24 protein-coding genes are annotated in these 25631 nt (G+C 49.1%); 18 read left to right on the top strand and 6 right to left on the bottom strand.

The window, feature by feature from the left end; all coding sequences use genetic code 11:
- The first annotated feature begins 266 nt into the window (after positions 1-266).
- The 10 genes from FN001_RS07985 (at position 267) to FN001_RS08030 (ending at position 14368) form a co-directional block, all read left to right on the top strand.
- Complete coding sequence (locus FN001_RS07985) at positions 267-1862, top strand: ABC transporter substrate-binding protein (RefSeq protein ID WP_185911872.1); 1596 nt, start codon at positions 267-269, stop codon at positions 1860-1862.
- A 428-nt stretch (positions 1863-2290) separates the two neighbouring features.
- The gene (locus FN001_RS07990) at positions 2291-3886 is read left to right on the top strand and encodes an ABC transporter substrate-binding protein (protein WP_118320981.1); all 1596 of its coding nucleotides are present in this window, start codon (positions 2291-2293) and stop codon (positions 3884-3886) included.
- A 285-nt stretch (positions 3887-4171) separates the two neighbouring features.
- A complete protein-coding gene (locus FN001_RS07995) occupies positions 4172-5059 on the top strand; it encodes a MurR/RpiR family transcriptional regulator (protein WP_182429395.1) in 888 nt (295 codons plus the stop codon).
- Positions 5060-5326: 267 nt separating this feature from the next.
- A complete protein-coding gene (locus tag FN001_RS08000; RefSeq protein WP_118298066.1) occupies positions 5327-6919 on the top strand; it encodes an ABC transporter substrate-binding protein in 1593 nt (530 codons plus the stop codon).
- Between the two features lie 203 nt (positions 6920-7122).
- Complete coding sequence (locus FN001_RS08005) at positions 7123-8055, top strand: ABC transporter permease (protein ID WP_117469697.1); 933 nt, start codon at positions 7123-7125, stop codon at positions 8053-8055.
- Positions 8056-8067: 12 nt separating this feature from the next.
- Positions 8068-8964: an ABC transporter permease gene (locus FN001_RS08010; RefSeq protein WP_118320983.1), complete on the top strand. Its 897-nt coding sequence runs from the start codon at positions 8068-8070 to the stop codon at positions 8962-8964.
- 13 nt (positions 8965-8977) lie between these two features.
- Positions 8978-9982: an ABC transporter ATP-binding protein gene (locus tag FN001_RS08015; protein ID WP_117469695.1), complete on the top strand. Its 1005-nt coding sequence runs from the start codon at positions 8978-8980 to the stop codon at positions 9980-9982.
- Complete coding sequence (locus FN001_RS08020; protein WP_117469694.1) at positions 9982-10938, top strand: ABC transporter ATP-binding protein; 957 nt, start codon at positions 9982-9984, stop codon at positions 10936-10938. Before FN001_RS08015 ends, FN001_RS08020 begins: the two co-directional genes overlap by 1 nt.
- A gap of 213 nt (positions 10939-11151) precedes the next feature.
- Positions 11152-13134 carry an alpha/beta hydrolase family protein gene (locus FN001_RS08025; protein WP_142411484.1) on the top strand — a complete coding sequence of 661 codons (1983 nt, stop codon included), beginning with the start codon at positions 11152-11154 and terminating at the stop codon, positions 13132-13134.
- A gap of 394 nt (positions 13135-13528) precedes the next feature.
- A complete protein-coding gene (locus tag FN001_RS08030; protein ID WP_142411485.1) occupies positions 13529-14368 on the top strand; it encodes a hypothetical protein in 840 nt (279 codons plus the stop codon).
- Positions 14369-14466: 98 nt separating this feature from the next.
- Here the strand turns inward: FN001_RS08030 and FN001_RS08035 are convergent, their stop codons facing one another.
- Entirely contained in the window at positions 14467-15510 is a 1044-nt protein-coding gene (locus FN001_RS08035; RefSeq protein ID WP_279230962.1) for an RNA-guided endonuclease TnpB family protein, read from the bottom strand.
- On the opposite strand from FN001_RS08035, the gene FN001_RS18065 reads away from it, so the two are divergent.
- Genes FN001_RS18065 through FN001_RS08050 form a run of 4 tightly spaced genes read left to right on the top strand, consistent with a single transcriptional unit; the run spans position 15490 to position 17613 of the window.
- Complete coding sequence (locus FN001_RS18065) at positions 15490-15636, top strand: hypothetical protein (protein WP_182431987.1); 147 nt, start codon at positions 15490-15492, stop codon at positions 15634-15636. The two genes, FN001_RS08035 and FN001_RS18065, sit on opposite strands and share 21 nt — an antisense overlap.
- Positions 15633-16115: a M26 family metallopeptidase gene (locus tag FN001_RS08040; protein ID WP_118604827.1), complete on the top strand. Its 483-nt coding sequence runs from the start codon at positions 15633-15635 to the stop codon at positions 16113-16115. The genes FN001_RS18065 and FN001_RS08040 overlap by 4 nt, the downstream gene beginning before the upstream one ends.
- Positions 16116-16117: 2 nt before the next feature.
- Complete coding sequence (locus FN001_RS08045) at positions 16118-17077, top strand: hypothetical protein (RefSeq protein ID WP_118320988.1); 960 nt, start codon at positions 16118-16120, stop codon at positions 17075-17077.
- 32 nt (positions 17078-17109) lie between these two features.
- Positions 17110-17613, top strand: coding sequence for a hypothetical protein (locus FN001_RS08050; RefSeq protein ID WP_118320989.1), 504 nt, complete (start codon positions 17110-17112; stop codon positions 17611-17613).
- Between the two features lie 203 nt (positions 17614-17816).
- Here the strand turns inward: FN001_RS08050 and FN001_RS08055 are convergent, their stop codons facing one another.
- The 3 genes from FN001_RS08055 to FN001_RS08065 all read right to left on the bottom strand — a co-directional run bounded on the left by FN001_RS08055 (position 17817) and on the right by FN001_RS08065 (position 19103).
- Positions 17817-18131: a hypothetical protein gene (locus tag FN001_RS08055; protein WP_118320990.1), complete on the bottom strand. Its 315-nt coding sequence runs from the start codon at positions 18129-18131 to the stop codon at positions 17817-17819.
- On the bottom strand, positions 18128-18562 hold the full coding sequence (locus FN001_RS08060; RefSeq protein ID WP_118298076.1) for a hypothetical protein: 435 nt from the start codon (positions 18560-18562) through the stop codon (positions 18128-18130). Before FN001_RS08060 ends, FN001_RS08055 begins: the two co-directional genes overlap by 4 nt.
- A 283-nt stretch (positions 18563-18845) precedes the next feature.
- Positions 18846-19103 (bottom strand): chorion class high-cysteine HCB protein 13, encoded by a 258-nt coding sequence (locus FN001_RS08065; protein ID WP_118298077.1) that lies wholly within the window; start codon positions 19101-19103, stop codon positions 18846-18848.
- Positions 19104-19190: 87 nt separating this feature from the next.
- On the opposite strand from FN001_RS08065, the gene FN001_RS08070 reads away from it, so the two are divergent.
- Together FN001_RS08070 and FN001_RS08075 are read left to right on the top strand one after the other, a co-directional pair.
- The gene (locus FN001_RS08070; RefSeq protein WP_207705621.1) at positions 19191-19832 is read left to right on the top strand and encodes a hypothetical protein; all 642 of its coding nucleotides are present in this window, start codon (positions 19191-19193) and stop codon (positions 19830-19832) included.
- Positions 19833-19957: 125 nt separating this feature from the next.
- The gene (locus tag FN001_RS08075) at positions 19958-21124 is read left to right on the top strand and encodes an alanyl-tRNA editing protein (protein WP_142411488.1); all 1167 of its coding nucleotides are present in this window, start codon (positions 19958-19960) and stop codon (positions 21122-21124) included.
- 104 nt (positions 21125-21228) lie between these two features.
- Here the strand turns inward: FN001_RS08075 and FN001_RS08080 are convergent, their stop codons facing one another.
- The gene (locus FN001_RS08080; protein WP_118298080.1) at positions 21229-21471 is read right to left on the bottom strand and encodes a polya polymerase; all 243 of its coding nucleotides are present in this window, start codon (positions 21469-21471) and stop codon (positions 21229-21231) included.
- A 347-nt stretch (positions 21472-21818) separates the two neighbouring features.
- Between FN001_RS08080 and FN001_RS08085 the strand changes: the two genes are divergently transcribed.
- Positions 21819-22394 (top strand): precorrin-2 dehydrogenase/sirohydrochlorin ferrochelatase family protein, encoded by a 576-nt coding sequence (locus FN001_RS08085; protein WP_185911874.1) that lies wholly within the window; start codon positions 21819-21821, stop codon positions 22392-22394.
- 95 nt (positions 22395-22489) lie between these two features.
- Here FN001_RS08085 and FN001_RS08090 read toward each other — a convergent pair whose 3' ends face one another.
- Positions 22490-23353: a PHP domain-containing protein gene (locus FN001_RS08090; protein ID WP_142411490.1), complete on the bottom strand. Its 864-nt coding sequence runs from the start codon at positions 23351-23353 to the stop codon at positions 22490-22492.
- 315 nt (positions 23354-23668) lie between these two features.
- Between FN001_RS08090 and FN001_RS08095 the strand changes: the two genes are divergently transcribed.
- Positions 23669-25432, top strand: a complete 1764-nt coding sequence (locus FN001_RS08095; RefSeq protein WP_118320996.1) for a VanW family protein — start codon at positions 23669-23671, stop codon at positions 25430-25432.
- The last annotated feature ends 199 nt before the right edge of the window (positions 25433-25631 follow it).

The following is a 25631-nucleotide window of genomic DNA, read 5'->3' on the forward strand; positions in this document are numbered from 1 at the left end:
AAATTGAGGCATTGAAAGTCGCTTTCTAAGCAGAAACGGCTTTCAGTGCCTTTTTTGCTTCTGCGAGTCAATAAAGACATATGTTCCTCGTGCATGTACATAATGTCAAAAAACAGAAAATAAATTATACAAAATAAACAAAATAATCGTGAAATAACGAATTTAATTGACAATAAGTAACAAATGGTGATATTCTTATTTTATAAATTTTGAGAAGGACAGTGCAGATGAGATACCTGTCTGAAAATAAGAGGGAGGATATGCGAATGAAAAAACGAACAGCAGCGAGGTCGATGGCGGCACTTATGGGGGCAGCAATGGTGCTCACAGCCTGTGGAGGTGGAAACACTACAGCTCCTACGACAGGTGCTTCTTCCGGAGGAGAGACTCAGACAGCTTCTGAGAGTGCAGAAAGCGGGAAGATCACAAAAACAGATATCGTTGTCGGTCAGGCGTCGGATATTGTTACGCTTGATCCTGCGGGACAACAGGATACGACTTCGGGTGTGCTGATGAAACATGCGTACAGTACGCTTTTGGACGTTGATAATGAAGGAAAGGTGGTTCCGGATCTGGCAGAAAGCTATGAGATGAAGAGCGACACGGAGTATGTGTTTAAACTCCGCGAAGATGCCTGCTTCTGGGACGGCACTCCGGTGACAGCTCAGGATGTTAAATTTTCTCTGGATCGCGCGAAGGGAATGCCGAAGACAAAGTCGAATACCTCAAAGATTGAGGAGGTTACCGTAAATGGGGATCATGAGGTAACGATTAAACTGACAGAGCCGTATGCAGCATTTAAAACAATCGTAACACAGCACAACCTGAGCATCCTTTCAGAGAAAGCCGTGACGGAAGCGGGAGATTCATATGGTGATGTGGATAATCTTCTCGGATCAGGGCCATTTAAAGTAACAGAGTGGGTGCCAAACGATCATTATACTCTTGTAAGAAACGATAATTATTGGGGGGAGATGCCGATCGCAACCTCTATTACCTGTCGTGTGATCCCGGAGGGAAGTGCCCGCACGATCGCTCTTGAAGCAGGAGAGATTGATGTTGTCTGGAGCGTAGATCCGACAGACTGCGCAAATGTAGAGTCAAATCCTGACGTAAAACTTCTTTCGCAGCCGTCAACAGGTATTGACTACGTGGGAATGAACACCCAGAAAGAAAAGTTTTCTGATAAAAGAGTCCGTCAGGCTATCAACTACGCCCTTGACAAGCAGACCTTCGTTGACACGATCATTGAAGGTCGCGGTCTTGTAGCAAACAGCTATATCAATGCAGCAATCCCGGGATGGACCGATGAAGTGGAAGCTTATCCGTATGATCCGGAAAAAGCGAAAGAATTGTTAGCGGAAGCCGGATACCCGGATGGATTTGAATGCTCGATTTTTGTAAATGGCGATCTCCGTACCCGTTCTGCACAGATTCTTCAGGCTCAGCTTGCGGATGTAGGAATCAAGGTTGACATTTCCACATATGAGTGGGGTGCCCTTCTTGATACTTTAAATGCAGGCGAACACGAAATGTTTCTTCTTGGCTGGTCCAACACGAGCTTTGATCCGGACGGAAGTACCTATCAGTTATTCTATTCTGGAAATCATGGTGCAACCGGAAACCGCGCATTCTTCTCAAATGACAAGGTTGATGAACTGATCCTTTCTGCACAGCGGGAGAGCGAAGAGTCAAAACGTATGGAACTTTACAAAGAACTCCAGTTTGTACTTCATGAAGAATCTCCGTGGTGTCCGTTATACTACAAAGAGAATAACGTTGGTGTGCGCGCAGACTTAAAGGGATTTACTCTTCATGCAGGCGCACAGCATTATCTTGGTAACTGCCATTACGAAGAATAGATACAGCGAAATCAGGAGCATTCAAATCGTTTAATAAATTTCTGATAATATAAATATTCAGAGAAATTTGGGGCGGGATCTTTTTGATCCCGCCCTTTTGAGAAAATAAAGGATAAAACGATCCGTCTGAAGATACGCAGGCCGGAAAGAGTTAGTATTTACTATACATGCTGGAAATCTCCTTTTGTGAATTTTGAACAAATTGTAAACAGATTATGGCGATAGAAAGGCTGAAACCAAATAAAACAAACAAATTAAACAAAAAATACGCAGAAAGGAAAACCGTATTGACAAAAATGTTAGAAAATGATATCCTTTAATCATGAAATTCAGAAAAGAGTGTATATATAGGTATAGTAAATATTTACATTTAACGATTACCAACAACACTCTGACGAAACAGAAATAACTTGAAGGAGGGCATGTGAATGAGAAAAAGAACAGCAGCGAGATCGGTGGCAGCCGTTGTCGGAGCAGCAATGGTGCTGACAGCGTGCGGAGGCGGAAACAATGCGGCGGCAACGACCGCGGCGGCGGGCGGCAGTGAGACTCAGGCGACAGCGGAAAGCTCCGGCGGCGGAAATATCACAAAGACAGATATCGTCTTTGCCCAGGCCTCTGACGTTGTGACCTTGGATCCGGCAGGACAGCAGGATACCACTTCCGGTGTACTTATGAAACATGTGTACAGTACCTTGATGGATGTCGATGACGATGGCAACCTTGTTCCGGATCTGGCAGAGAGCTACGAGATAAAGAGTGATACGGAATATACCTTCACCCTGAGACAGGATGCATGTTTCTCCGATGGCACGCCGGTTACAGCGAAGGATGTAAAGTTTACATTTGACCGTGCGAAGGATATGCCGAAGACGAAATCCAATACCTCCAAGATCGAAGAGGTTATCGCGGATGACGATCACCATGTTACCTTCAAGCTGACACAGCCATATGCGGCATTTAAGACCATTGTTACTTCGTCGAACCTTAGTATTGTTTCCGAGGCGGCGGTCACAGCGGCGGGAGAGTCCTACGGTGATGTTGACAATGTTCTCGGATCCGGTGAGTTCACAGTTACCGAGTGGGTTCCGAACGATCACTACACCCTTACAAGAAACGAAAAATACTGGGGTGAGATGCCGATCGCGACAACGATCACCTGCCGGGTGATCCCGGAGGGAAGCGCCCGCGCCATTGCCCTTGAGGCAGGAGAGGTCGACCTTGTATGGAACGTTGACGCGACAGACTGTGCGAACATCGAGGCAAATCCGGATGTGACGCTGTTGAGCCAGACGTCTTCTTCCATCGAATATCTCGGTATGAATACGACAAAAGAGAAATTCTCGGATGTGAGAGTCAGACAGGCGATCAATTATGCGCTGGATAAACAGACATTTGTTGATACGATCATTGAGGGTCGGGGAACTGTAGCAAACAGCTACATCAACTCAATGATCCCGGGCTGGACAGACGAAGTGGAAGCTTATCCGTATGATCCGGCGAAGGCAAAAGAGCTTCTTGCGGAAGCAGGCTATCCGAACGGATTTGAATGCAAGATCTATGTAAACGGCGACGTTCGTACCCGTTCCGCCCAGATCATTCAGGCCCAGCTTGCAGAGGTTGGAATCACGGTTGATATCTCTACCTATGAGTGGGGCGCTCTTCTCGATTCCTTAAATGCAGGTGAGCATGAGATGTTCCTCCTCGGATGGTCGAATTCAAGCTTCGACGCGGATGGAAGTACTTACCAGTTATTCTATTCCGGAAACCATGGAGCGACCGGTAACCGTGCATTCTTAACCGATGATAAAGTCGATGAGCTGATCATCGATGCACAGAAAGAGAGTGACGATACCAAGCGCATGGAGTTCTACAAAGAGCTTCAGGTATATCTCCACGAGATCTCCCCGTGGTGTCCGTTATACTACAAAAATGACAATGTCGGTGTCCGCGCAGACTTAAAGGGATTCAAGCTTCACAAGGGCGCACAGCACTACCTTGGCAACTGCCACTATGAAGATTGATAATATTTAAAATGTAAAAGACGGGGGCAGGCATAAAGATGTCTGCCCCCTTTTCAATGATACGCATTCGCGCGAAGATGCAGACAGCCGCAAGAGGCTGCGCGGGATGCCCGAAGTTGTAAAGACACATTTAAAAAAATACACAAAAAATACTGGAATTGCATGAGATGTTCAGTTATAATGTCACTATCATGTATAGTACAATGTATAGTGAATTATAACTATTCAGAGAATTCGCTGATAAAATAGGGATAGGGCTGAATAGTAAAACAGGAGGAGATGAGCATGGGAATTCTCGAAGAAGTAAACGCAAGCTATGAAAAACTCAGCCCGGTTCAGAAAAGGATCGCGGATTTTATCTTCAAATATCCGGATCAGGTCTGCTTTTACTCCCTGAAAGAGCTTTCGGAGACACTGGGTGTGACGGAGGTGACCATATTAAGGTTCACAAAGAAGATCGGGGCCCAGAGCTTCGTGGAAATGAAGAACCGTCTGCGGGAACATTTACAGACGAGACTGGTCCATGGGGATGGTTTAAACAGGATCGCGGATCATGTGGGCGGGATCCGGTACGGTGACCACGATAAGGAAGAAATGTTCCGGGAGTTTGTCACGAACGAGAAAAATGTGATCGCGAAGACCTTTGAACAGGTCTCCTTAAAGGATATCCTCTCCGCAGTGGCCATCATCAGGCAGTCCCGGACGATCTATGTGGTGGGGAGCGAGCTGGTGACCGGACTCTGTGCCTACACGACGAGAAGACTTCTGACATTGGGGCTGGAGACGCTCGATCTCTCGAATCTGAGCCGGGCTCTCTACAATAATTACCTGGCCCACGCTACACCGGAGGACTGCGCGATCATCTTTTCCGCACCCGGATACGCGAAACATATCGTGAATACCGCAAGGTATCTCGATAAGAAGAAGATTCCGCAGATCGCCATCACGGATCAGAGGACTTCACCGATCGCGTCCTACGGAACGACCGTTTTTACCTGCAATAACCACGACCTGTTCTTTTATAATTCCGTGATGGGATATATGTCAGTGGCGAACGCCCTGATATATTTCGCTGCCATGGATAATCCGGAGGAGACGAATAAACGCCGTGGGCGCCTCTCGGAAGTGAGAAGTGCAATCGGCAGCACCGACTTCGTTAAAGACGGTTTATAGGGCGGATCTTCGGAAAGGGGTCAACCCATCAGTGTGATAGGAGTATAGTAAATACAATACAAAAAAGATCACAATAATTTATGAAAATTGCTAAAATAACCCCGTGTAAATTGAAAATTATTGACAAATTTGTTCAAAACTGTTATCATTGGTTCATGAGATCGAACTAAGTACTGCATGACGGGTATAGTGAATACTGACACATATTACCGTTATGAAGTGCGACCGCTGTGGGGAGCGGAAGAAAATAACAGGAGGAATTTGTGAATGAAAAGAAGGGGTATTGCAAGAACAACAGCAATGGCAATGGCAGCAGCTATGATCCTTACAGCCTGCGGAGGGGGAAACGCGGATCAGTCTACAAACGCACCGGCAGGCAGCAGCGCGCAGACAACTACCGATAACGGCGGAAGCGGCGAGATCACAAAGACGGATATCGTTGTGGCTCAGGGTGCAGATGTTGTAACACTGGATCCGGCAGGACAGCAGGATACCACATCCGGAGTACTGATCCATCACGTATACAGCACACTGATGGATATCGACGATGACGGTAACCTTGTTCCTGATCTGGCTGAGAGCTATGAGATGAAGAGTGATACAGAGTATACCTTCAAGCTCCGTGAGGATGCATGCTTCTCAGACGGAACACCGGTAACAGCGAAGGATGTAAAGTTTACGTATGACCGTGCGAAGGATATGCCGAAGACAAAGTCCAATACTTCAAAGATCGCAGAGGTTATCGCTGACGATGATTACCACGTAACCTTCAAGCTTACACAGCCATACGCAGCGTTCAAGACAATCGTTACCCAGACAAACTTAAGTATCGTTTCTGAGGCAGCTGTCACAGCAGCAGGCGATGCTTACGGCGATGTGGAGAATGTACTCGGATCCGGTGAGTTCACGGTTACGGAGTGGGTTCCGAACGATCACTACATCCTCACAAAAAACGAAAAATACTGGGGTACAGAACCGATCGCAACTTCCATTACTGTCCGCGTAATCCCGGAGGGAAGTGCAAGAACCATCGCTCTTGAGGCAGGAGAGGTCGATCTTGTATGGAACGTTGACCCGACAGATTGTGCGAACGTGGAAGCAAACTCCGACGTAGCGCTTCTTTCCCAGCCGTCTTCTTCCATCGAGTACCTTGGAATGAATACGACAAAGGAGAAATTCTCCGATGAGAGAGTCCGTCAGGCAGTCAACTACGCGCTGGATAAACAGACCTTCGTTGATACGATCATTGAGGGACGCGGAACTGTAGCAAACAGCTATATCAACTCCACGATCCCGGGCTGGTCTGAAGAGGAAGAAGCTTATCCGTATGATCCGGAAAAGGCAAAAGAGCTCCTTGCAGAAGCAGGTTATCCGAATGGATTTGAGTGCAGCCTCTATGTAAACGGTGACGTTCGTACACGTTCCGCTCAGATCGTTCAGGCACAGCTCGCTGAAGTTGGAATCACTGTTGATATTTCTACATATGAGTGGGGCGCATTGCTTGATTCCTTAAATGCAGGTGATCATGAGATGTTCATCCTCGGATGGTCCAACACAAGCTTTGACGCAGACGGAAGCACCTACCAGTTATTCTACTCCGAGAACCATGGTACGACCGGCAACCGTGCATTCTTAACAGATGAGAAGGTCGACGAACTCATTATCGCCGCTCAGAAGGAAAGCGATGATACCAAACGTATGGAACTCTACAAGGAGCTTCAGGATCGTCTCCACGAGATCTCCCCGTGGTGCCCGTTATACTACAAATACGATAACGTCGGTGTCCGTGCAGACTTGAAGGGCTTCAAGCTTCACAAAGGCGCACAGCATTACCTTGGCAACTGCCATTATGAAAAATAATATCTGATCCGCAAAGAGGACAGAGTCCATGCAAAAACAGGGTACGGGTCACGAAAAGGGATCCGTACCTATTTCCAGAATCCGGTGAAAGCCCGGAAAACATTCCAGAAACCCTGAGACAAGGATCCGGAACTTCGGCCCCGACAGACGGGTTTCGGAAACACAAAAAACAGCCGCAGGATGCGGTAGATTGGATGGTGTGCATGAGCAAATATGTGTTAAAGAGACTTGCGATGCTGATCCCGGTACTGATCGGCGTGACATTCATGGTTTATTTCATCTTAAGCCTTTCACCAGGTGATACGGCAGCGATGATCGCAGGTGAGAGTGCCGATGCGGAGACGATCGAGGCAACAAGAAAAGACCTCGGACTTGATCAGCCGGTTATCGTTCAGTACGGAAAATATATGCTGAATCTTCTTCACGGCGATATGGGTAAATCTTACAAGACAAAACGTGACGTTTTCCCGACGATCATGGCAGCTTTCCCGAACACAGCAAAGCTTGCGTTCTGGTCGATCTTGGTAGCAGTAGCGATCGCACTCCCAATCGGTATCATCAGTGCGACGAGGCAGTACAGCGCGATCGATAATGTCGGAATGGTCGCCGCCCTATTGGGTGTCGCGACGCCAAACTTCTGGCTGGGCCTGATGCTTATCATCGTATTCTCCTTAAACCTTGGATGGCTTCCATCCGGCGGTATGGGATCCTGGAAGAACTACATCATGCCGGCGATCACACTCGGTACCGGCGATGCGGCGCTGATCTGTCGTATGACACGTTCTTCCATGCTTGAGGTCATCCGTCAGGATTATATCCGTACCGCGAGAGCGAAGGGTGTGCCGGAGAAAATGGTGATCCGGAAACACGCGTTAAAGAATGCGCTGATCCCGGTCGTTACCGTTATCGGCCTTCAGTTCGGTTCCCTTCTTGGCGGCGCGACTCTTACCGAGACCGTATTCGCATGGCCGGGCGTTGGCCGTCTCCTGGTAGACTCCATCAAGAGTAAAGATGCCCCGTTAGTCCTCGGCGGCGTTATCATGATGACCATTACCTTCAGTATCGTAAACCTTTGCGTGGACATTCTCTACGCTTTCATTGACCCGCGTATCAAAGCGCAGTATAAGAAAAAATAAGGAGGAAAGCGTATGGGAACATCAAAGAATCAGGAAGCGGCGTCCGGCGCGACTGTAAAGAAGCGCGGCCAGTTCAAAGAGATCTGGCGCCGCTTGAAAAAGAATAAAATGGCAATGATCGGTCTTGGAATCGTCGTTTTCCTCGTACTGATCTCCATCTTTGCAGATTTCCTGTTCGATTACAATACCGTTGTTATCAAACAGAACACAGCCATCCGTCTCCAGACTCCGAGCGCGGCTCACTGGCTCGGAACAGATGAGTTCGGACGTGATATTCTGGCACGTCTCGTTCACGGATCAAGAGTATCCTTAAGCGTTGGCGTTGTAGCCGTATCCATCGCACTTCTGATCGGTGGATCCTTAGGAGCGATCGCAGGCTTCTACGGCGGAAAGATCGATAACGTGATCATGCGTATCATGGATATCTTCCTTGCGGTACCGAGCCTTCTTCTTTCCATCACGATCGTATCCGCACTTGGACCGAGCATCTTCAACTTAATGCTCGCCATCGCGATCTCTTCTGTGCCTGGCTACGCGCGAATCGTCCGGGCTTCCGTCCTTACTGTAAAGGATCAGGAATTCGTAGAGGCGGCGAAATGTATCGGAGCAAACAACTTCGAGATCATTTCCTCCCATATTCTCCCGAACTGTATGGCACCGATCATCGTTCAGGTATCTTTAAAGGTTGCATCCGCGATCCTTTCCACATCCGGCTTAAGCTTCCTTGGCCTCGGCGTAAAGGCTCCGACACCGGAGTGGGGCGCAATGCTTTCCGGCGGACGTGCTTACTTAAGAAACGCTCCGCACCTGACCGTATTCCCGGGTATTGCGATCATCATTACGATCCTTTCCCTGAACCTGTTAGGCGATGGTCTTCGTGATGCGTTAGACCCGAAACTGAAGAAGTAGGGAGGACAAAATATTGGAAGATAACAAAAACTTAATTCTTGATATCAAGGATCTTGTGATCCATTATGAGACCGATGACGGCGTTGTAGAGGCGGTAAACGGCATCGATATCCAGTTAGAGCACGGAAAAACCTTAGGACTGGTAGGAGAGACCGGATCCGGAAAGACAACGACCGCTCTTTCGATCCTGCGTCTTGTTCCGGACCCGCCGGGAGTTATTAAAAACGGTTCCATCCTTCTTGACGGAAAAGATATCTTAAATATGCCGCAGAAGGAGCTGGAGGCGATCCGTGGAAATACCGTTTCCATGATCTTCCAGGATCCGATGACATCCTTAAACCCAGTGCTCACTGTCGGTGATCAGATCGCCGAGGTTATCAAGCTTCATGATAAGATCAGTGAGAAAGAGGCTGAGCAGAAGGCCGGCGATATGTTGGAGGTCGTAGGTATCCCGAGAGAACGTTTCGGTGAGTATCCGCACCAGTTTTCCGGTGGTATGAAGCAGCGTGTCGTTATCGCTATGGCTCTTGCCTGCAACCCGAAGCTCCTTCTTGCCGATGAGCCGACAACCGCTCTCGATGTGACGATTCAGGCACAGGTCCTCGAGACGATGAAGGATTTAAGAAAGAAATTTGGTTCCGCGATGATCATGATCACCCATGATCTGGGAATTATCGCAGAGGTCTGTGATGAGGTGTCCGTTGTCTACGCCGGACAGATCGTAGAGCATGGAACTCTGGAAGATATCTTCAACCACACCATGCACCCATACACAGAAGGTCTTTTCGGTTCTCTTCCGAACATTGAGGACCGCAAGGCAAGACTTCAGCCGATTCCGGGCTTGATGCCGGATCCGACAAACCTTCCGAAGGGCTGCCCGTTCTCCCCGAGATGTAAGTACTGCACAGAAGCGTGCAAAAAAGACAGACCGGAAAAGAAGTGGGCGAGCGATACGCACTATGTGCGCTGCGTCCGCTACGAAGAGCCGGGATTTTCCATTGAAAGGAGTGAGCAGTAATGGCAGATACGATCCTTGAAGTAAAACACCTGAAAAAATATTTCAACACTCCAAAGGGACTGCTCCATGCGGTCGATGACGTGAACTTCACTCTGGAACGCGGAAAAACCCTCGGTATCGTAGGTGAGTCCGGATGCGGTAAGTCCACCACAGGACGTTCGATTTTACGTCTCATCGAGCCGACCTCCGGTGAGGTCATCTTCGATGGTGAGGATGTATGTAAAAAGAATAAAAATGAGCTCCGTCTCTTAAGACGTGACATGCAGTTGATCTTCCAGGACCCGTACGCGTCCCTTGACCCGAGAAAGACAGTCAGTGAGATCATTGCTGAGCCGTTAAAGCTCCAGAAGCTTATTACGGACCCGAAAGCCCGTATGGACCGAGTGCGTGAGCTGATGCAGGTCGTAGGTCTTGCAGACCGCCTGATCAATACATATCCGCATGAGCTTGACGGTGGCCGCCGCCAGCGTATCGGTATCGCGAGAGCACTTGCGATGAAACCGAAGCTTATCGTCTGCGACGAGCCGGTTTCTGCCCTTGACGTATCCATTCAGGCGCAGATCTTAAACCTGATGCAGGATCTTCAGGAACAGATGGGATTAACCTATATCTTCATCACACACGACCTTTCCGTTGTCAACCACTTTGCGGATGATATTGCAGTTATGTATCTTGGACAGCTCATCGAGAAAGCTCCGTCTGAGTTGCTTTTCGATAAGCCGACCCATCCGTATACACAGGCTCTGCTCTCCGCAATCCCGGTACCAAGCCTGAAAAAGAAGAGAGAGCGTATCATCTTAAAAGGTGAGATCACATCTCCGATCAACCCGAAACCTGGCTGCCGTTTTGCTGCCCGCTGTCCGTATGCGACAGACCGCTGCAGAAGCGAGGAACCGGTACTCCGCGAGATCGAACCGAATCATTTCGTGGCATGCCATCTGACGGAAGGCAAATAAGGAGACATTTATATGCCCCCGCCGGTATCTGGCGGGGGTATACTGTTTTAAATGATTGTTTGCTCTGCAATCGGAACTGCCGACAGAGCTGACGTGATATGCTGTGCAGGGCTGTGATGGTATCGAACAGATACGTAAGTATATTAAATTTGACAGGGAAATGATCCTGCGATAAAACTACATATATAAATAGGAAAGAGAGGACCTGGAACCATGAAACAGATCGATATCAGAGACTTTACAAATTATCATTATCCTACGATCTTTACCCCGGCACCGGATGGAAAACATGCGGTGATGGCAGTGGTGGATGCCAATGAGAAAGACAACTGCTATGAGTCCTGCTTATGGCTCTATGATATGGAGACAAAGAAAACTTCCAGACTGACAGGTGGAAAGAAAGAGCGCACCTTCATCTGGATGGATTCCGAGACTGTCCTCTTTATTGCGGACCGTGAGAAGACTTATCAGGAAAAGGCGAAGAATGAGGAAGACTGGACCTGCTTCTACACCCTGAATATCCATGGTGGCGAGGCACAGTTCGCTTTCGCTGTTCCGTATAAGGCAGTGAAGATGAAAAAGGCCGGAAATAAACTTGTCCTCACGGTAAAATATGATTACAATAAGCCGGATCTCTCCCATATGGAAGAGGGCGAGGAGAAGAAGGCCGCTCTCAAGGCCTGGAAGGAAGAGGAAGATTATGAAGTATTCGATGAGCTTCCGTTCTGGGCGAATGGTCAGGGCATTGTAAATAAGAAGAGAACGAGACTTGCAGTCTATGACATGGAGAGCGGTTCCTGTGAGATTGTGACTCCGGATTACGAGAATGTCGAGAGTTCCTGGGTCGAGGGCGATGATACGATCCTCTATGTTTCCAGCCTTTACACGGATAAAAAGGATGTCTACCAGGGATTAAAGCAGTATACGATCTCCACGGGTGAGTTAAAGACTCTTGTAGAGCAGAAGGATATGAGCATCGATTACGCGTGCATCCTCAAGGGAAAAGTAACCTTCTTCGGTTCCTACATGAAAGAATACGGCTTTAATGAGAATGACAAGCTGTATACGGTGGAGAACGGCAGGGTAGAGCTTCTTTCCGACTATGATGACAGCGTCCACAACTCGATCTGCTGTGACTGCAAGTTTGCGGACGGAGCTTCCGCGATCCATGACGACGACAAGATCTACTTTATCGCGACGCTGAGAAAACAGAGCGTGATCCGTACCTTTGACGCGGAGGGTCACATGGAGACGATCCTGGACCGTCAGGGCAGTGTCCACACACTGGCGAAGTCCGGCGATACCGTGTACTTTACCGGTATGCGTGATATGGGACTCACCGAGTGCTACGCGTTTGACGGAAAAGAGGAGACGAAGCTCACTTCCTTCAACGATGCTGTGATGGCAGAGCGCAGTGTATGCCCAGTCGAGGGGTTCACATTTACATATAAGGATCTGGAGCTTGACGGCTATGTGATCAAACCGGTGAACTTTGACCCGAATAAGACATATCCGGGAATCTTAACGATCCACGGCGGTCCGCGCGCGACCTTCGGTCCGACCTTCTTCCATGAGAGTGAGGTATTCGCGAATGCCGGATACTTTGTATTCTTCACGAACCCGCTCGGAAGTGACGGACGCGGAAATGAGTTCGCAGACATCACCGGAAAGCACGGCGGGATCGACTTTGAGTGTTGTATGGCAGTGACCGATGAGGTGTTAAAGCGCTATCCGCAGGTCGATGAGAAACACCTCGGTGTCATGGGCGGAAGCTACGGCGGATTTATGACAAACTGGGTGATCGGAAACACCACACGATTCGCGGCGGCCTGCTCCCAGAGAAGTATCTCCAACTGGGTATCCAAGTGCATGACCACTGATATCGGCTATTACTTCAATATGGACCAGATCAAAGCAGACCCATGGAACAGCCCGGAGAAGATGTGGCAGCACTCCCCGCTCAAATATGCGAACATGGCGAAAACTCCGACCCTCTTTATCCAGTCGGATGAAGACTACCGCTGCTGGATGGGTGACGCGATCCAGATGTTCTCCGCGTTAAAATACTTCGGTGTAGAAGCCCGCATGTGCCTTTTCCATGGCGAGAACCACGAACTTTCAAGAAGCGGCAAGCCGAAGCACAGGATCCGTAGAATGACGGAGATGATGGAGTGGTTTGAGAAGTATCTGAAGTAAGATGGCAGACAACAGAAAAGTCAACAATTTATATTAAAGCAAAGAGGCTGTCCGAAAGGGCAGCCTTTTTGGCTGAGAAAACGGAAATGATTCTATCATTGCATCTCTGTTTATTAGCAGGCCTTTTTATATTGATGAATTTGGAAGTATGACAGGCTTTTAAGTGGAGCGGACAGGCCTTAATATGGAATTTTTGTGGCAAAATTTCGTCAGTCCTGATTTTTCGGTGACAAGTTGCGTAAAGTATGGTACTATACATACAAGTGTGGGTCTGTCTTTACAGATCCCGTAAGAAATTCGATTTTATATTCGGTTTTCACTATACACGACTCCTGTGGAAATGCGAAAGCAGTAAGCTTCACGGCGAGATTGGATCAGAGAAGGAGATTTTTGCATGCGGAAACGCTTATTTGCGATAGTTCTTGCGCTGACAGCAGCAGTTGGGATTTCTGGTGGCCCTGCGTCTGGCGCAGTAAGATCTGCGCAAGTCGATACGATCACGATGGACGCAGAGATGCCCGATGATGAGGTAGCGGTAGATCTCGGCTGGAAGACCCAGCAGGATAAAGGACGCTGGATCGATAAGATGGGGATTGGTGACGATGTAAACAGCCTGCTCCTGATCATCAATAATCTGGATATCGAAACGGATACAGTAAAAACAACAAAAGATCTTACCTCCAGCGAGAAGGTTGTCCGCGCGAAGAGAAAACAGCTTCCGGGGAACTCGAGACTTCTCTACCTCTCGAGAACGGATAACGGCTGGCAGGAAAATTTTTCGGTCAACTGTTATGTTTCCGGAGGCCAGGATGATGATTCCGAGGCGTATGGTGTTTACCGTCTGGAGAGCACCTTCGGAAGTGAGAATGACCCGGGCAGCCTTGCACCGTACCGGAAACTTACGGAAAACGATTACTGGATCACGGATCCGGAAGCAGACGGTTTCGGGGTGATCGCCGGAAAGAAGCCGGAAGGACTTCTGGCGGCTCAATTTGTCAATCTGGAAGCAATGCGTGCTTTTTCTAATTTTGGAATGATATTAAAACCGGAAAAGGACGCGGAAGGCTATCCGGCACTGGTGGTAAACTGCCAGCAGTCCGGCGCAAAGAATAGATCCCTCTGCGGGATCCAGCTCGCTCAGTCCTATGTGAGAATGCTGATCCAGTCTATGGATTCCGGGACCAGAATCATGATCGCCGGGGAAGTAGAAGATCTGGAAGATATGGTGAAGTGAACTACATCGGCAATTGAATTACCGAGCATCTGATTACAAAGCATAGCTCCGTAGCTTCAGAGGTGTGTCCATGATACCCGTACTGCTACCCAGATGGGTTACACAGCTACTTTTATTGTTTTTGTGCTGCTCAGCCCGGTTACGGGCATATCAATTTCTTTGCCGAATACGGCATGATACTTTCTCAAAATGTTATAAGCTCCTACTGCATCTGCATTGTAGATCACGGTATCTATAATGTAGATGCCACGCTTTTTTCGATTCCTTTTCTCTGCATAAATGCGCGATACTTCTTCTGGCTGCGGCGAACATTGACTGGAATAGCTTTCTTCCTGTCTTATCAGGCAAATCCCTTTCATTTTAAACTTATATTCTAACTGCATATAGATACGGGCATATGGCAAACCGTGAAGCTTCTGGTTGGTTTTCCTCCCCAAGTTTCTCTCTTTACAAATCCCCTTTATATTTCCAATTACAACCGTATGAATATCATTCTTTACACAATAGTTCGTGATATATCGTGTCATCTTATGAATATAATCTTTGATACAGTCATTTTTCTTTCGATAGAGTTTCTGCAGATGCTTAGATGTTTTCAGATCCTCCTTTTCCCTTGCAGCCTGGATCCGGTCCCATTGTGACTGGACTCTCGCGATTCCCTTGTTATAAAAATAAGAAAGAGAAAGATATTCCCTTCCAATAATAAAAGTTTTCCCTACATTATCATAACAAGTCATAAGATTATGCAAGCCCAGATCAATCGACAGATAATGTCCATTGTGCTCTTCTGGCAAAACATCTTCCACCTCATAAATAACAAGGATCCTGCTGGTTCCGTCATTTGCCGGAGGATATATTTTTATCTGTTTTATGATATCCATGTTTGAAAAAACAGGATTTTTCAAATAAAGGTATGCAGCACGAATATTATAGGTATGAGCCATATATTCCTTCAGCTTTTTTTGTAAAGAAAGTCTTACATTAAAAGAGCCGTTTTCATGTTGAATACCATTTTGCATATAGGTAATCGGCATTTTATCTTTCTTATATCTTGGTGTTCCCGGATTCTCGATACCTCCACTTTCGTGTGTGCAAACTTCGGAACGATCCGGAATCTCGTCATGACGGTGAAGCTTGGAAATATCCGTCCGAACTACAGTGAGGGCTTTGTAGCCTTCACAAACCGGAAATCCGGCGTGATCGAAAATTTCTCCATCAAGATCGAGAAGGAACTTCATGCGAAAAACAGTATCGGAACATTCTTGTGAGTGATCTTGATTTTTCCGGAAAGAGTATCTCCAGTATGCAGATCGGTTCCGACCGTGATCCGTTTACCGGAAAGCTCTACGGGGACGGCCACACGATCCGGAATATCAGCGGGGTCGGCTCCTCCGTCCTGTCGGTCCTTTCCGGCGCGGAAGTGAAGGATCTGAACTTTGAAAACGTGGAACTCATCACCAATGATTCCAATGATAATAAGGCGAAGTCCTTAGAAGCCGGAATCTTCGGAAAAGTTTTAAACAACAGTACCTTAAAGAATATCCGGGCTTTCCATGTAAAACTGTCCGATATGCCGAACCATGTCGGCGGACTCGTATCGTATCTGGAATACAGTACGATGGAAGACTGCCGCACGGAAGACGTTTCGATCACAACGGCGGTCTATGGAGGCAAAGCACTTTCCGCAGGAGGACTCACCGGCTATGGAAAAGGCATCAAGATCTATAACTGCTATGTGTCAAATTAAAAGTGACGCAGGCACGGATCTTTGAGTTCTCCGGAAAGTATATCGTGGAAGTCCTTGCAGAAAACGGCGGAAACGGCTTCCTTCTGGATCACATCGAATGTGAAGGCCTGAACTTTGAGATGGCAGAAAAAAGGACACAGGAATCCCCGATGGGACTCAAGTACGACGATGTGAGACCGGTAAAATACCAGTCCGTATATCCGGCTGTCGCCGTGTTCAGAAAAGGCGATGCGACAAGACGTCTTGAGATCCAGATCCGGGTGGAGGACGGAACGGTCATTGCGAGAGTCATCTACAATGCGGAACAGTGGGTAAATGCCATGACAGAGGCCGGACAGAACTTTGAAAACTTCAAGATCGAGGGCGACATTGATCTCACAAGCTATGCAAAGGCCGGAAAACTCCCGATGGGATTAAAAATCAACTCCCTGACCGGCGGTTCAAAGAGCGGCGGAGAAAAGTATACGATCTCCAGCGGAAACGTATCCTACAGTACGTCCTCTCCGGCAGAGTCCATGTTTACGGCGATCTCCAGTGGGATCAGGAACCTTAGGTTTGCGAATATCACGTTGGATAACGGAACGAAAGCCGGAACAAACTTCGGCCTCGTCGCGTCAAATCAGGGTACGATCGATAACTGTGAGTTTGAGAATATCCGGCTGAGCGGTTATCAGGCATCCCAGGTGGGTATGATCGGGTCAAACAGCGGAAGTGTGACGAATATCAGACTCAAGAACATCAATGTGTCTACCACGGCTTCCATGAATTACATCGGCAGTCTTATCGGCTACAACACCGGAACTGTGAAGCATGTTGAGGCAGAGGGAGGCGCGGTCAAGTATACTTCCATGGAGGATATGCCGAGTGGCAGCCTCTTCCGCTATCAGGTAACGGCAGCCTCAGGTTCCTACGTCGGCGGAATCATCGGCATGACGAGGCAGTTGAAAACGCAGCGAAGCTGAGAGTACAGCCGGATCCGAGACTGGGCTACAGCGTGACGTTATACGAGAATGGAAAGAAAAAAACAAACGAGACCTTAAAGGGCTGCACCAAAGACTTTTCTTCTGAGATGAAGGAAGGAAAGTTATATACGTTTATGGTAACAGCGGTCAACAGCGATGGAAAAAAGAGCAAGACCGTCGAGGGACCGGGAATGGTCTATACCGGAACCCGGTTTGTCTCCGAGGATGGAAAAAGTGATTCCGGACAGACCTTCTCCGGTGCCTGGATCCAGGAGGATGGAACCGGAAAGTGGCGCTACGTCACGAGTGCCCGGGGCTTGTCCTATTGTAAGGATCAGTGGAAGGAGATAGGCGGAATCTGGTACCGGTTCGATGAGAACAGCTATATGGTGACCGGCTGGTATCAGGATCCGTATGGAACCTGGTATTATATGGATGGATTAGGAGCGATGGTGACCAGAGAGCGTACCATTGACGGAACTGTGTACCGCTTTGGAAACGGATCCGACGGGACAGCAGGAGCATGGATCTCATAGTCGTGTCTGGCTCATTGATGTCGCGGCAGCTTTCAAGGTCCCGTACAAGGGCAGGTCTTGGTTCAATGTCTGCGTAAATTGAGAAGGAGGCTGCAGGGACATGGTGATAGCGAACACGTCCGGCAGCCTCCTTTTTACTGGCAGGTATTTTTTGAACAGACGAATCAGAGATTACAGAAAAGAAGAGATCCGTTGTATCGGTATTACGGCGGATTCTGAAGTCTGCCGGCAAGCCGGCGGATCATCTCCGCTTTTTGACGCTCTGCCGGGGAAAGACTTTCTGTCAGGACCTCGAACAGGAGTTCCTGCTCGTTTCCGGAAAAGTAGATGGAGCTTTTCCGCATCTTCTGGTTCAGGGAGAGAAAGGCCTGCATCTTCCGGTTATCCGGCGTTTTCATAAGTTCATCCGCAAAGGAGGCTAGGAGAGCGATCTTTGCAGGATCCATGTTGTGAAGCCTCGGGTCGGAGCGCCAGTTTTTGCTCTGGCTGTTCCGGGTGTTTCCGTTGTATTCCGTCATGGGGTACCTCCCGGCGCGAAGCTCTGGATCACCATCTGCAGGGTCTCAAATTGTGCCTGCACATCCGGCGGCAGGATCGCGAGAAGCTGGTCCGGCGTGATCCCGGCGCTGCTCCGGCCTTTTCGGCTGTTTAGAAAACGGGTCATCATGTCGATGGTATCCTGTTCCTGCTTATTTGCGTAGGGGCGGACGGCGGCGAGCATGGCCTCCGGGGTTGGATGATCCATGTTCAGATCACAGACACTTAGCATTCCGTCATCGTTCTCCCGGAAAAACTCCATCGTGCGCATCAGCTCATCGGCTTTGATAAACATGGACAGAGCACGCTGTTTGCTGATATCCAGATAGGGGAGCGCCGCCTTCATCATCTGAAGATGGTGATCGCCGGTGGCGTAATCCAGATCGGTTAGCTTTAATTCTTTTTCGCTCATATTTTGGACCTCCTGTATGTGACAATATATGAGGAGAAGGGGGTTCTCATGCGGGAATTCTTCACGAAAGCTGGTCCGGGGGAATAAAATGACAGTAAGCAGACAGAAAAATTTGAGTGGGGTTTTATGGGACGACTTGTGATAGATGGAAACAGCGTTTACGAGATCGATGAGGAATGCGAGCGGAAGAAGGAGGAACAGAAACGGCAGGCGGACGGTGAGAACACCGGCGGCACAAAATAAGGGGCGGAAAGACCGCCCCCTGAAATAGCCCGCAGATTGCTTAGCATCCGAAACCGCAGCCGTTGCCGCATCCATTTCCCCATCCGCCGCAGCAGCAGAGAAGGAGAATGATCCAGATACAGCTGTTGTCGAAGCTGTTGCCGCAGCCACCGCCGCAGCCGTTATGTCCGCATCCGCCGCAGCAGCATAAGAGCAGGATGATCCAGATCATATTGTTGTTGCATCCACACCCACCGCCGCAGCCCGGTGCCGGGGAGTCACACCCACATCCACAGTTTGTAGCAGCTAAATCACTCATGTTATTTCCTCCGGAAATCTTCTTTACACTTTCAGTATATGCGGGATGGCATGTCAGAATTTCGCAGGAAATCATGAAATAAGAGAAATGAATTTTGTGACATCAGGAAGAAAGATCATCACATCCGGGGAGAAGTACACGATCCATAAATATGATTATGTAAATGACCGGGTCAAATGGGACAGAAGGGATACGCCGGAGCTTATGGTGGAGCTCTACTACAGTTCCGGTTACCGTCTGTCGAAAGAGACAGTGGAGAAGACCCGGATCCGTGGGCTTGACTGCGCCTACGAGAAATGTGAATGGATCAAAAAGGATGAACTGGAAGAGGACGATGTCAGAGGAGTCCGTATTTATCTGACCTTTGATGCACTCAGCACACCGGGGGCAAGCGCGAAGGAGAGAAAGGATGCCATTGAGGCGAAAACTCTGGAAGCGGAGAAAAAATCGAAGAAAAAAGCGAAAAAAATACGCAGCACGGAGATCGCTTACGGCTGGTATAAGGACGCAAACGGCTGGTGGTATATGGAGGAGGACGGAAACTGGCATTCCAACGAGTGGAAGAATACAAACGGGACCTGGAGCTATTTAGATGCCGATGGATATGCGAAGACCGGGTGGTTTACAGTCGACGGTATCTGGTACTATGCGGGTGCCGATGGAACACTTTTCGTAAATACGGTTACTCCGGACGGGTATTATGTGAACGCCGATGGGGCATGGGTATGATACGATCATAAACGATTGCAGAAAGTCTCCGCTTGCCATACCTGTCTCCTGTGCGTATAATAGACCTTGTGTAAGTCAGGGCAATATTTTGATGAAAGAAAAACAGTGACAGGAGATATAGAGTAATGAAGAAATTATATTACGATTCCGCCTACACCCGCACATTCGAGGCAAAGGTTCTTTCCTGTGCGGAAGGAAAAAAGGGATATGAGGTAGTTCTGGATCAGACAGCGTTTTTCCCAGAAGGAGGTGGACAGCCTTATGATACGGGTGTTCTCGGTGGCGTTCCTGTGACGGCAGTCCACGAAAAGAATGGCGAGATCATTCACTATACGGACGCGCCGTTACCTGTCGGCGAGACCGTGACTGGCCAGATCGACTGGGACAGACGTTTCCGCAACATGCAGGGACATTCCGGCGAACATCTGGTCTCAGGACTGATCCATGCGAAATATGGATATGACAATGTGGGATTCCATATGGGATCGGAGGAGATCACGATCGATCTGAACGGAACACTCACATGGGACGAGCTTCTGGAGATCGAAAAGAAAGCGAACCGGATGATCTGGGAGAACCTGGAGATCTACGCGGGATTTCCGTCCCAGGAAGAGCTTGCAAAGATGGACTACCGGAGCAAAAAGGAGCTGACCGGGGACATCCGGATCGTCAGCATCCCGAACGGCGACACCTGCGCCTGCTGCGGGACACATGTGGCAAAAACCGGTGAGATCGGGATCGTGAAATTTTTAACCATGATCCACTATAAGGGCGGTGTCAGGATCTCTCTGCTCTGCGGGGAAGAGGCCGTGATGGATTATGAGAAGAAAAGGGAAGAACTTCAGAAAATTTCCGTATTCCTGTCCGCAAAAGCCGGAAAGACTGCGGATGCCGTGGAAAAACTGAAAAATGAGCTGATGCAGACCCAGGCAAAATTGTCTGAGACTTCAAGAAAACTTATGAAATTCCAAGCGGACCAGCTAAAAGAGGGAAATGATAAGATCTGTTATCTCGGAGATGATCTTGATATGACGGAGCTCCGTCACTTTGTGAACTTCGCACTCGAAGGAAAGAGGGGGAAAATTGTCCTCGCCCTGTCAGAAAGCGTGAATGGGGGATTCTCTTATGTTCTGGGGAGCCAGAGCGAGGACATGCGCGCTCTCTTGAAGACATTAAATGGGGAACTCTCCGGAAGAGGCGGGGGAAGCAGCCAGATGGCACAGGGAACTTTCTTTACGGAGAAAGAGAACCTGATCGCCAGTCTGGCCGCGAAAGGATTCGTTATGGCCTGATGACTGCTTTATGCTTTCTGCAGACACGCCTTTCTGAACGGGACATCATGCGCCCGGAAAGGCGTGTGGGGATCTGCGGAGGGAAGCGGATCATCCGGATCAGATCAGCAGCCCTGGACCATGTACTGGATCAGGCGTCTGGAATCACTGTCGTTGTGGGTCGTAAGGTCTAATTCCTTGATGTTCCCGTTTGAAAATACAGTTGCCATCGAGAAATACTGGCTGAGTTTTGATTTTAAGTTTACACTTCCGCCTTCCGGAAGACTTAACTCAACCGCGCCGTCACACTGGTTGATGACTTTAAATAATGTATCAAGATTGGAAATGTTTTTCATTTTTAATTTCATGATTGTTACCTCCTCAAAGGTGATCGCAGCGGTTCCCTTGTGTTCTGGGAATTTTCTGCCGCTGTGTGATTGATTTACTTCGTTTATCTTTTAACGACTTGAATTCTACCAGATGAGTAGGAAAAAAACAATCGACGGATTAGATAAAAATTTAACAATCTAAACTGGTTTTTTATGGAAATTATGGGGAATGGTTGAACAATCCCGACGGAACTGTCGAAAATGTTATAAAAAACGGCGAAAGGGACGTCCGGAATTTACGGAGAGGAAATCTGAGTGTGTGGAAAGCACCTGCGATTGGAAGATCTGGTGTGCGGGAGTATAAAATGCAGGGGAGGAGCGGAAAAATGGCATATTTTCCAATGTTTGTCGATCTTGCAGGAAAGCATGTCCTCGTGGTCGGCGGCGGAGTGATCGCGGCTAGGCGGATCCGGACACTTCTGGAGTTCGGCTGTGAGATCACGGTCGTCTCGCCGGAAGTGTGCGGGGATTTAAGAGAAATGTGCGAAGAAGAAAAGAGGAACGGAGATGTTTCCGAAGCCTGCGTGAGATGGAAGAAAAAAATGTATGACGCCGGGGATCTGGAAATGGAAGAAACGCCGGAATCTGCGGCAGATGTTGGAGATCTGGAAACAGGAGAGAGATTCGGATCTGTGGCAGATGTCGGAGATCACGGCAGAAAAAGTCATGGATTTTTCTTCGTCCTTGCCGCTGCCACGGCCCCGGTCAACAAGCTTGTCGTCTGCGACTGCCGCGAAAAAAAGATCCCGGTCAACAATGCGTCCGACCGGGACCAGTGCGATTTCTATTTCCCCGGGATTGCGAAAAAGGGAGAGTCGGTCATCGGGATTACGTCCGGCGGCAGCGACCACAAAAAGGCTGCAGAACTGGCCGGGGAGATCCGGAAGGTGTTGGATCGGTAGCCAGCAATCTTTGTTTGAGGCAGAATATGAAAGATTCAGGAAAGGTGATCGTATAACTTAACTTTCCTGAATCTTTTTGCTTAGCCATATTTCACTTATGCATGCATTGTCCCGCCAAGAAACATCGCTAATTTAATATCATCCAGGTACAGCGCCGACACCCGCAGACCGCCGCGCCCGGAACCGATCTCGATATCCGGCTTTGCGGCGCCGTGAAAATCGGAGCCGCCGGTCGGGGCGAGAGCGTATTTTTTTGCAAGTTTCCGGAGCTTTCCGCTCTCGTCCTGGTTGTTGGACGAATGGAAGCATTCAAGACCACGGAGCCCGTGATCCGTTAACATCGCGATCAGTGCCTCCGTTTCCGCCCAGCCCAGCTTATAGAGGAGAGGATGGGCGAGTACCGGGAAACCGCCGGCGCCGAGGAGTACCGTGAGAACTTCCTCCGGAGTGATGAGCTCCCGGGAGCGGTAGTATGGGCGGTCCGGGTTCAGGTATTTTTTAAACGCCTGATCCACACTTGTCACATATCCGTGCTTTAAAAGTGCTCTCGCAAAGTGGGCGCGGGTGACGACCGTCTTCGGATTCCCACAGAAAAGATCCTCCTCGGTGAGCGCGAAACCGTCCTTCCGGAAGGCGGCGAGCATTTCCATATTGCGGTCATATCGTTTGCGGGAAGCTTCTTTTAAAAAGGAGAGAAGCTCCGGGTTCGTATGATCAACGTAGAGACCCAGGATATGGATCTCTTTTTCTTTATAGATACAGGAGACCTCGATCCCGGGAATGACCTCCATATCGAGGTACTTTGCGGCTTTTAACGCCTCGTCGATCCCGGAGACCGTATCGTGGTCCGTGAGAGCCATGGCGGTGAGCCCGAGACCGGCTGCACGGTTTACGACCTCGGTGGGAGTTAAGGAGCCGTCGGAGGCGGTAGAGTGAACGTGAAGGTCGATGAGTTTCATATATCGGGAGTTCCTTTCTTGATCTGTAATTGCGATGCTGTACATCAATGACAACAGCAGACTGTTACCTTATTTTAACATATCTGAGACAAAATTGTGAATAAAATTTAAGATTTCTGTTATACCATTTTTCTTAAATTATGCTATACTACTACCTGTATATCTGCGCGTTTTGCGGAAACGATGTCCCGATACATTTTCTGTACCGGGATCGGCTGCCTGTAAGAGCCGGAAGCTTCGCGCGGATTCGGATTCAGAAAAACGGATGGATAGAGAGAAGATCCGTCCTGAAAACAAAAATAAAAGGTGAGAGCAATGAGTGACACATTCAGAAACAGCAGAGCGGGCGGAAGATCCCGCCAGTCCAGCGCGGCAGACCGCATCATGGCGGTACAGAATGCCCGGAATAAGGGAACCGGGGCAAGAAGAGGAGGCTCCGGAAGAAGACGGGGCCGGGGAAGAGGAAGAGGTCAGGGACCGGATATGGCAAAGATCGTCCTGATCGCGATCGGCGTCGTGATCTTTCTGATCTGCGTGGCAGTCGGACTCCAGAGCTGTGCAAGGTCCGGGAGACAGGACGCGGGATCCGAAACATCCACGGAGGAGACAACGACGGAGCCGGAGACAGAGATTGAAGCGGAGATCACGGTAAACGGGATTCAGATCCACGGTCTCACAAAATCCGAGGCGATGGAGAAGGTCCTTGCAGATATGGGATGGAAGATGAAGGTGACCTTCGGTGACAGCACGGAAGAACTTCCGAACCTTATGGAAGCAAATGTAGATGCGGTGATCGAAGAGGCACTCGCAAAGAAGGAATCCGGCGACTATACTGTTCAGACGGATGGCCTTGATGACGCGGTCCAGGTCGAGGTAAAAGCGCTGGCCGCAAAGTGGGATGTTGAGCCGAAGAATGGTTCGATCGCTTCCTATGATAAATCGACCGAAAAATTTACATTCGCGGGCGCCCAGACCGGAAAGAAGATCGATCAGGAAAAACTTGCCTCCGATATCACGGCGGCGATGAAAGCGGGAGAGTACGACAAGACGATCACGGCGACGGCGAACGAGGTACAGCCGGAGATCACGGAAGCTCAGGCCCGCGACAATTTCAAAAAGATCGGAACATATACGACGACGACAACGACAAATAAGGACAGAAACGAAAATATCCGTCTCGCCTGCGCGGCGATCAACGGCACGATCCTTCAGCCGGGAGGAGAATTCTCCTTTAATAAGATGACAGGCAACCGTACCACAGAAAAAGGATACAAACCAGCGGGTGCGTATTCCAACGGCGTTGTGGTTCAGGAGCCGGGCGGCGGTGTCTGCCAGGTATCCTCAACTCTCTACAATGCGGTCGTATTTGCCGGACTCAAGACGACGGAACGCCATGCACACACATATGAACCTTCCTATGTCACACCGGGCGAGGATGCGATGGTAAGCTATGACGGATATGCGGGTCCGGATCTGCGGTTTGTGAATAACGGAAAGACAGCGATCGGCATCAAAGCGTCCATCTCCGGTCAGACCCTGACGGTTTCCATTTACGGAAACCCGATCTTAGAGGACGGCGTGACCGTGTCGATGCATTCCGAAAAGATCAAGGAACTCGACGCGCCGGCACCGACTTATGTCGAAGACCCGACTCTCCAGCCGGGTACCGAAGTTGTCGCAAAGGCGGCAACACCGGGAAGCAGATGGCAGACGAACCTGATCACGAAAAAGAACGGGCAGGTCGTGAGCGATGTCCTTCTCCACAACAGCACTTATAAAGGAAAGGCGGCTACGATCAAGAGAAATACTTCCGGAACGGTTGCGGCGACTGAAACGCCGTCCACAGAGTCAGCGGCAGCACCGTCTGAATCTGCTGGGGAGTCAACGGCAGCGGAGACGACGGCTGCAGAGACAGCAGCACCGACAACGGCAGCGGAGACAACAGCAGCGCCGACAACGGCAGCACCGTCCGCTGGATCTAACTACGGACCGGGATATACGCCGGAGACAACGGCAGCGCATGCGGAGACGAACCAGGCTCCGTCCGATATGGGGCTGATCGCTCCGAACGGACAGTAGCGGATCTCCCACTCCAGGACAGCAGCGAAGGTCCTGCTTGAGAGCGGGGAATGGTCGGACCAATAAAAAGAATACTTTATATAAAAAAGCGGTGAACAGGAATCAAAATGATTTCCTGCCTCACCGCTTTTTATTTAAAAGAAATCATTATCTGTAAAAGAGAGAAGTGCTCCGGAACAGAAGTTTGTCAAAACTAACC

It is taken from the genome of Clostridium sp. Marseille-P7770 (assembly GCF_902143525.1).
In the GTDB taxonomy this organism is placed as follows: Bacteria; Bacillota; Clostridia; order Lachnospirales; family Lachnospiraceae; genus Pilosibacter.

What these genes read in the sequence shown, in the direction of transcription:
- FN001_RS07985 (WP_185911872.1), top strand. Translation starts at nt 267, where the DNA reads ATGAAAAAACGAACAGCAGCGAGGTCGATGGCGGCACTTATGGGGGCA.
- FN001_RS07990 (WP_118320981.1), top strand. Translation starts at nt 2,291, where the DNA reads ATGAGAAAAAGAACAGCAGCGAGATCGGTGGCAGCCGTTGTCGGAGCA.
- FN001_RS07995 (WP_182429395.1), top strand. Translation starts at nt 4,172, where the DNA reads ATGGGAATTCTCGAAGAAGTAAACGCAAGCTATGAAAAACTCAGCCCG.
- FN001_RS08000 (WP_118298066.1), top strand. Translation starts at nt 5,327, where the DNA reads ATGAAAAGAAGGGGTATTGCAAGAACAACAGCAATGGCAATGGCAGCA.
- FN001_RS08005 (WP_117469697.1), top strand. Translation starts at nt 7,123, where the DNA reads ATGAGCAAATATGTGTTAAAGAGACTTGCGATGCTGATCCCGGTACTG.
- FN001_RS08010 (WP_118320983.1), top strand. Translation starts at nt 8,068, where the DNA reads ATGGGAACATCAAAGAATCAGGAAGCGGCGTCCGGCGCGACTGTAAAG.
- FN001_RS08020 (WP_117469694.1), top strand. Translation starts at nt 9,982, where the DNA reads ATGGCAGATACGATCCTTGAAGTAAAACACCTGAAAAAATATTTCAAC.
- FN001_RS08025 (WP_142411484.1), top strand. Translation starts at nt 11,152, where the DNA reads ATGAAACAGATCGATATCAGAGACTTTACAAATTATCATTATCCTACG.
- FN001_RS08030 (WP_142411485.1), top strand. Translation starts at nt 13,529, where the DNA reads ATGCGGAAACGCTTATTTGCGATAGTTCTTGCGCTGACAGCAGCAGTT.
- FN001_RS18065 (WP_182431987.1), top strand. Translation starts at nt 15,490, where the DNA reads ATGACGGTGAAGCTTGGAAATATCCGTCCGAACTACAGTGAGGGCTTT.
- FN001_RS08055 (WP_118320990.1), bottom strand. Translation starts at nt 18,131, where the DNA reads ATGACGGAATACAACGGAAACACCCGGAACAGCCAGAGCAAAAACTGG.
- FN001_RS08060 (WP_118298076.1), bottom strand. Translation starts at nt 18,562, where the DNA reads ATGAGCGAAAAAGAATTAAAGCTAACCGATCTGGATTACGCCACCGGC.
- FN001_RS08065 (WP_118298077.1), bottom strand. Translation starts at nt 19,103, where the DNA reads ATGAGTGATTTAGCTGCTACAAACTGTGGATGTGGGTGTGACTCCCCG.
- FN001_RS08070 (WP_207705621.1), top strand. Translation starts at nt 19,191, where the DNA reads ATGAATTTTGTGACATCAGGAAGAAAGATCATCACATCCGGGGAGAAG.
- FN001_RS08075 (WP_142411488.1), top strand. Translation starts at nt 19,958, where the DNA reads ATGAAGAAATTATATTACGATTCCGCCTACACCCGCACATTCGAGGCA.
- FN001_RS08080 (WP_118298080.1), bottom strand. Translation starts at nt 21,471, where the DNA reads ATGAAATTAAAAATGAAAAACATTTCCAATCTTGATACATTATTTAAA.
- FN001_RS08085 (WP_185911874.1), top strand. Translation starts at nt 21,819, where the DNA reads ATGGCATATTTTCCAATGTTTGTCGATCTTGCAGGAAAGCATGTCCTC.
- FN001_RS08090 (WP_142411490.1), bottom strand. Translation starts at nt 23,353, where the DNA reads ATGAAACTCATCGACCTTCACGTTCACTCTACCGCCTCCGACGGCTCC.
- FN001_RS08095 (WP_118320996.1), top strand. Translation starts at nt 23,669, where the DNA reads ATGAGTGACACATTCAGAAACAGCAGAGCGGGCGGAAGATCCCGCCAG.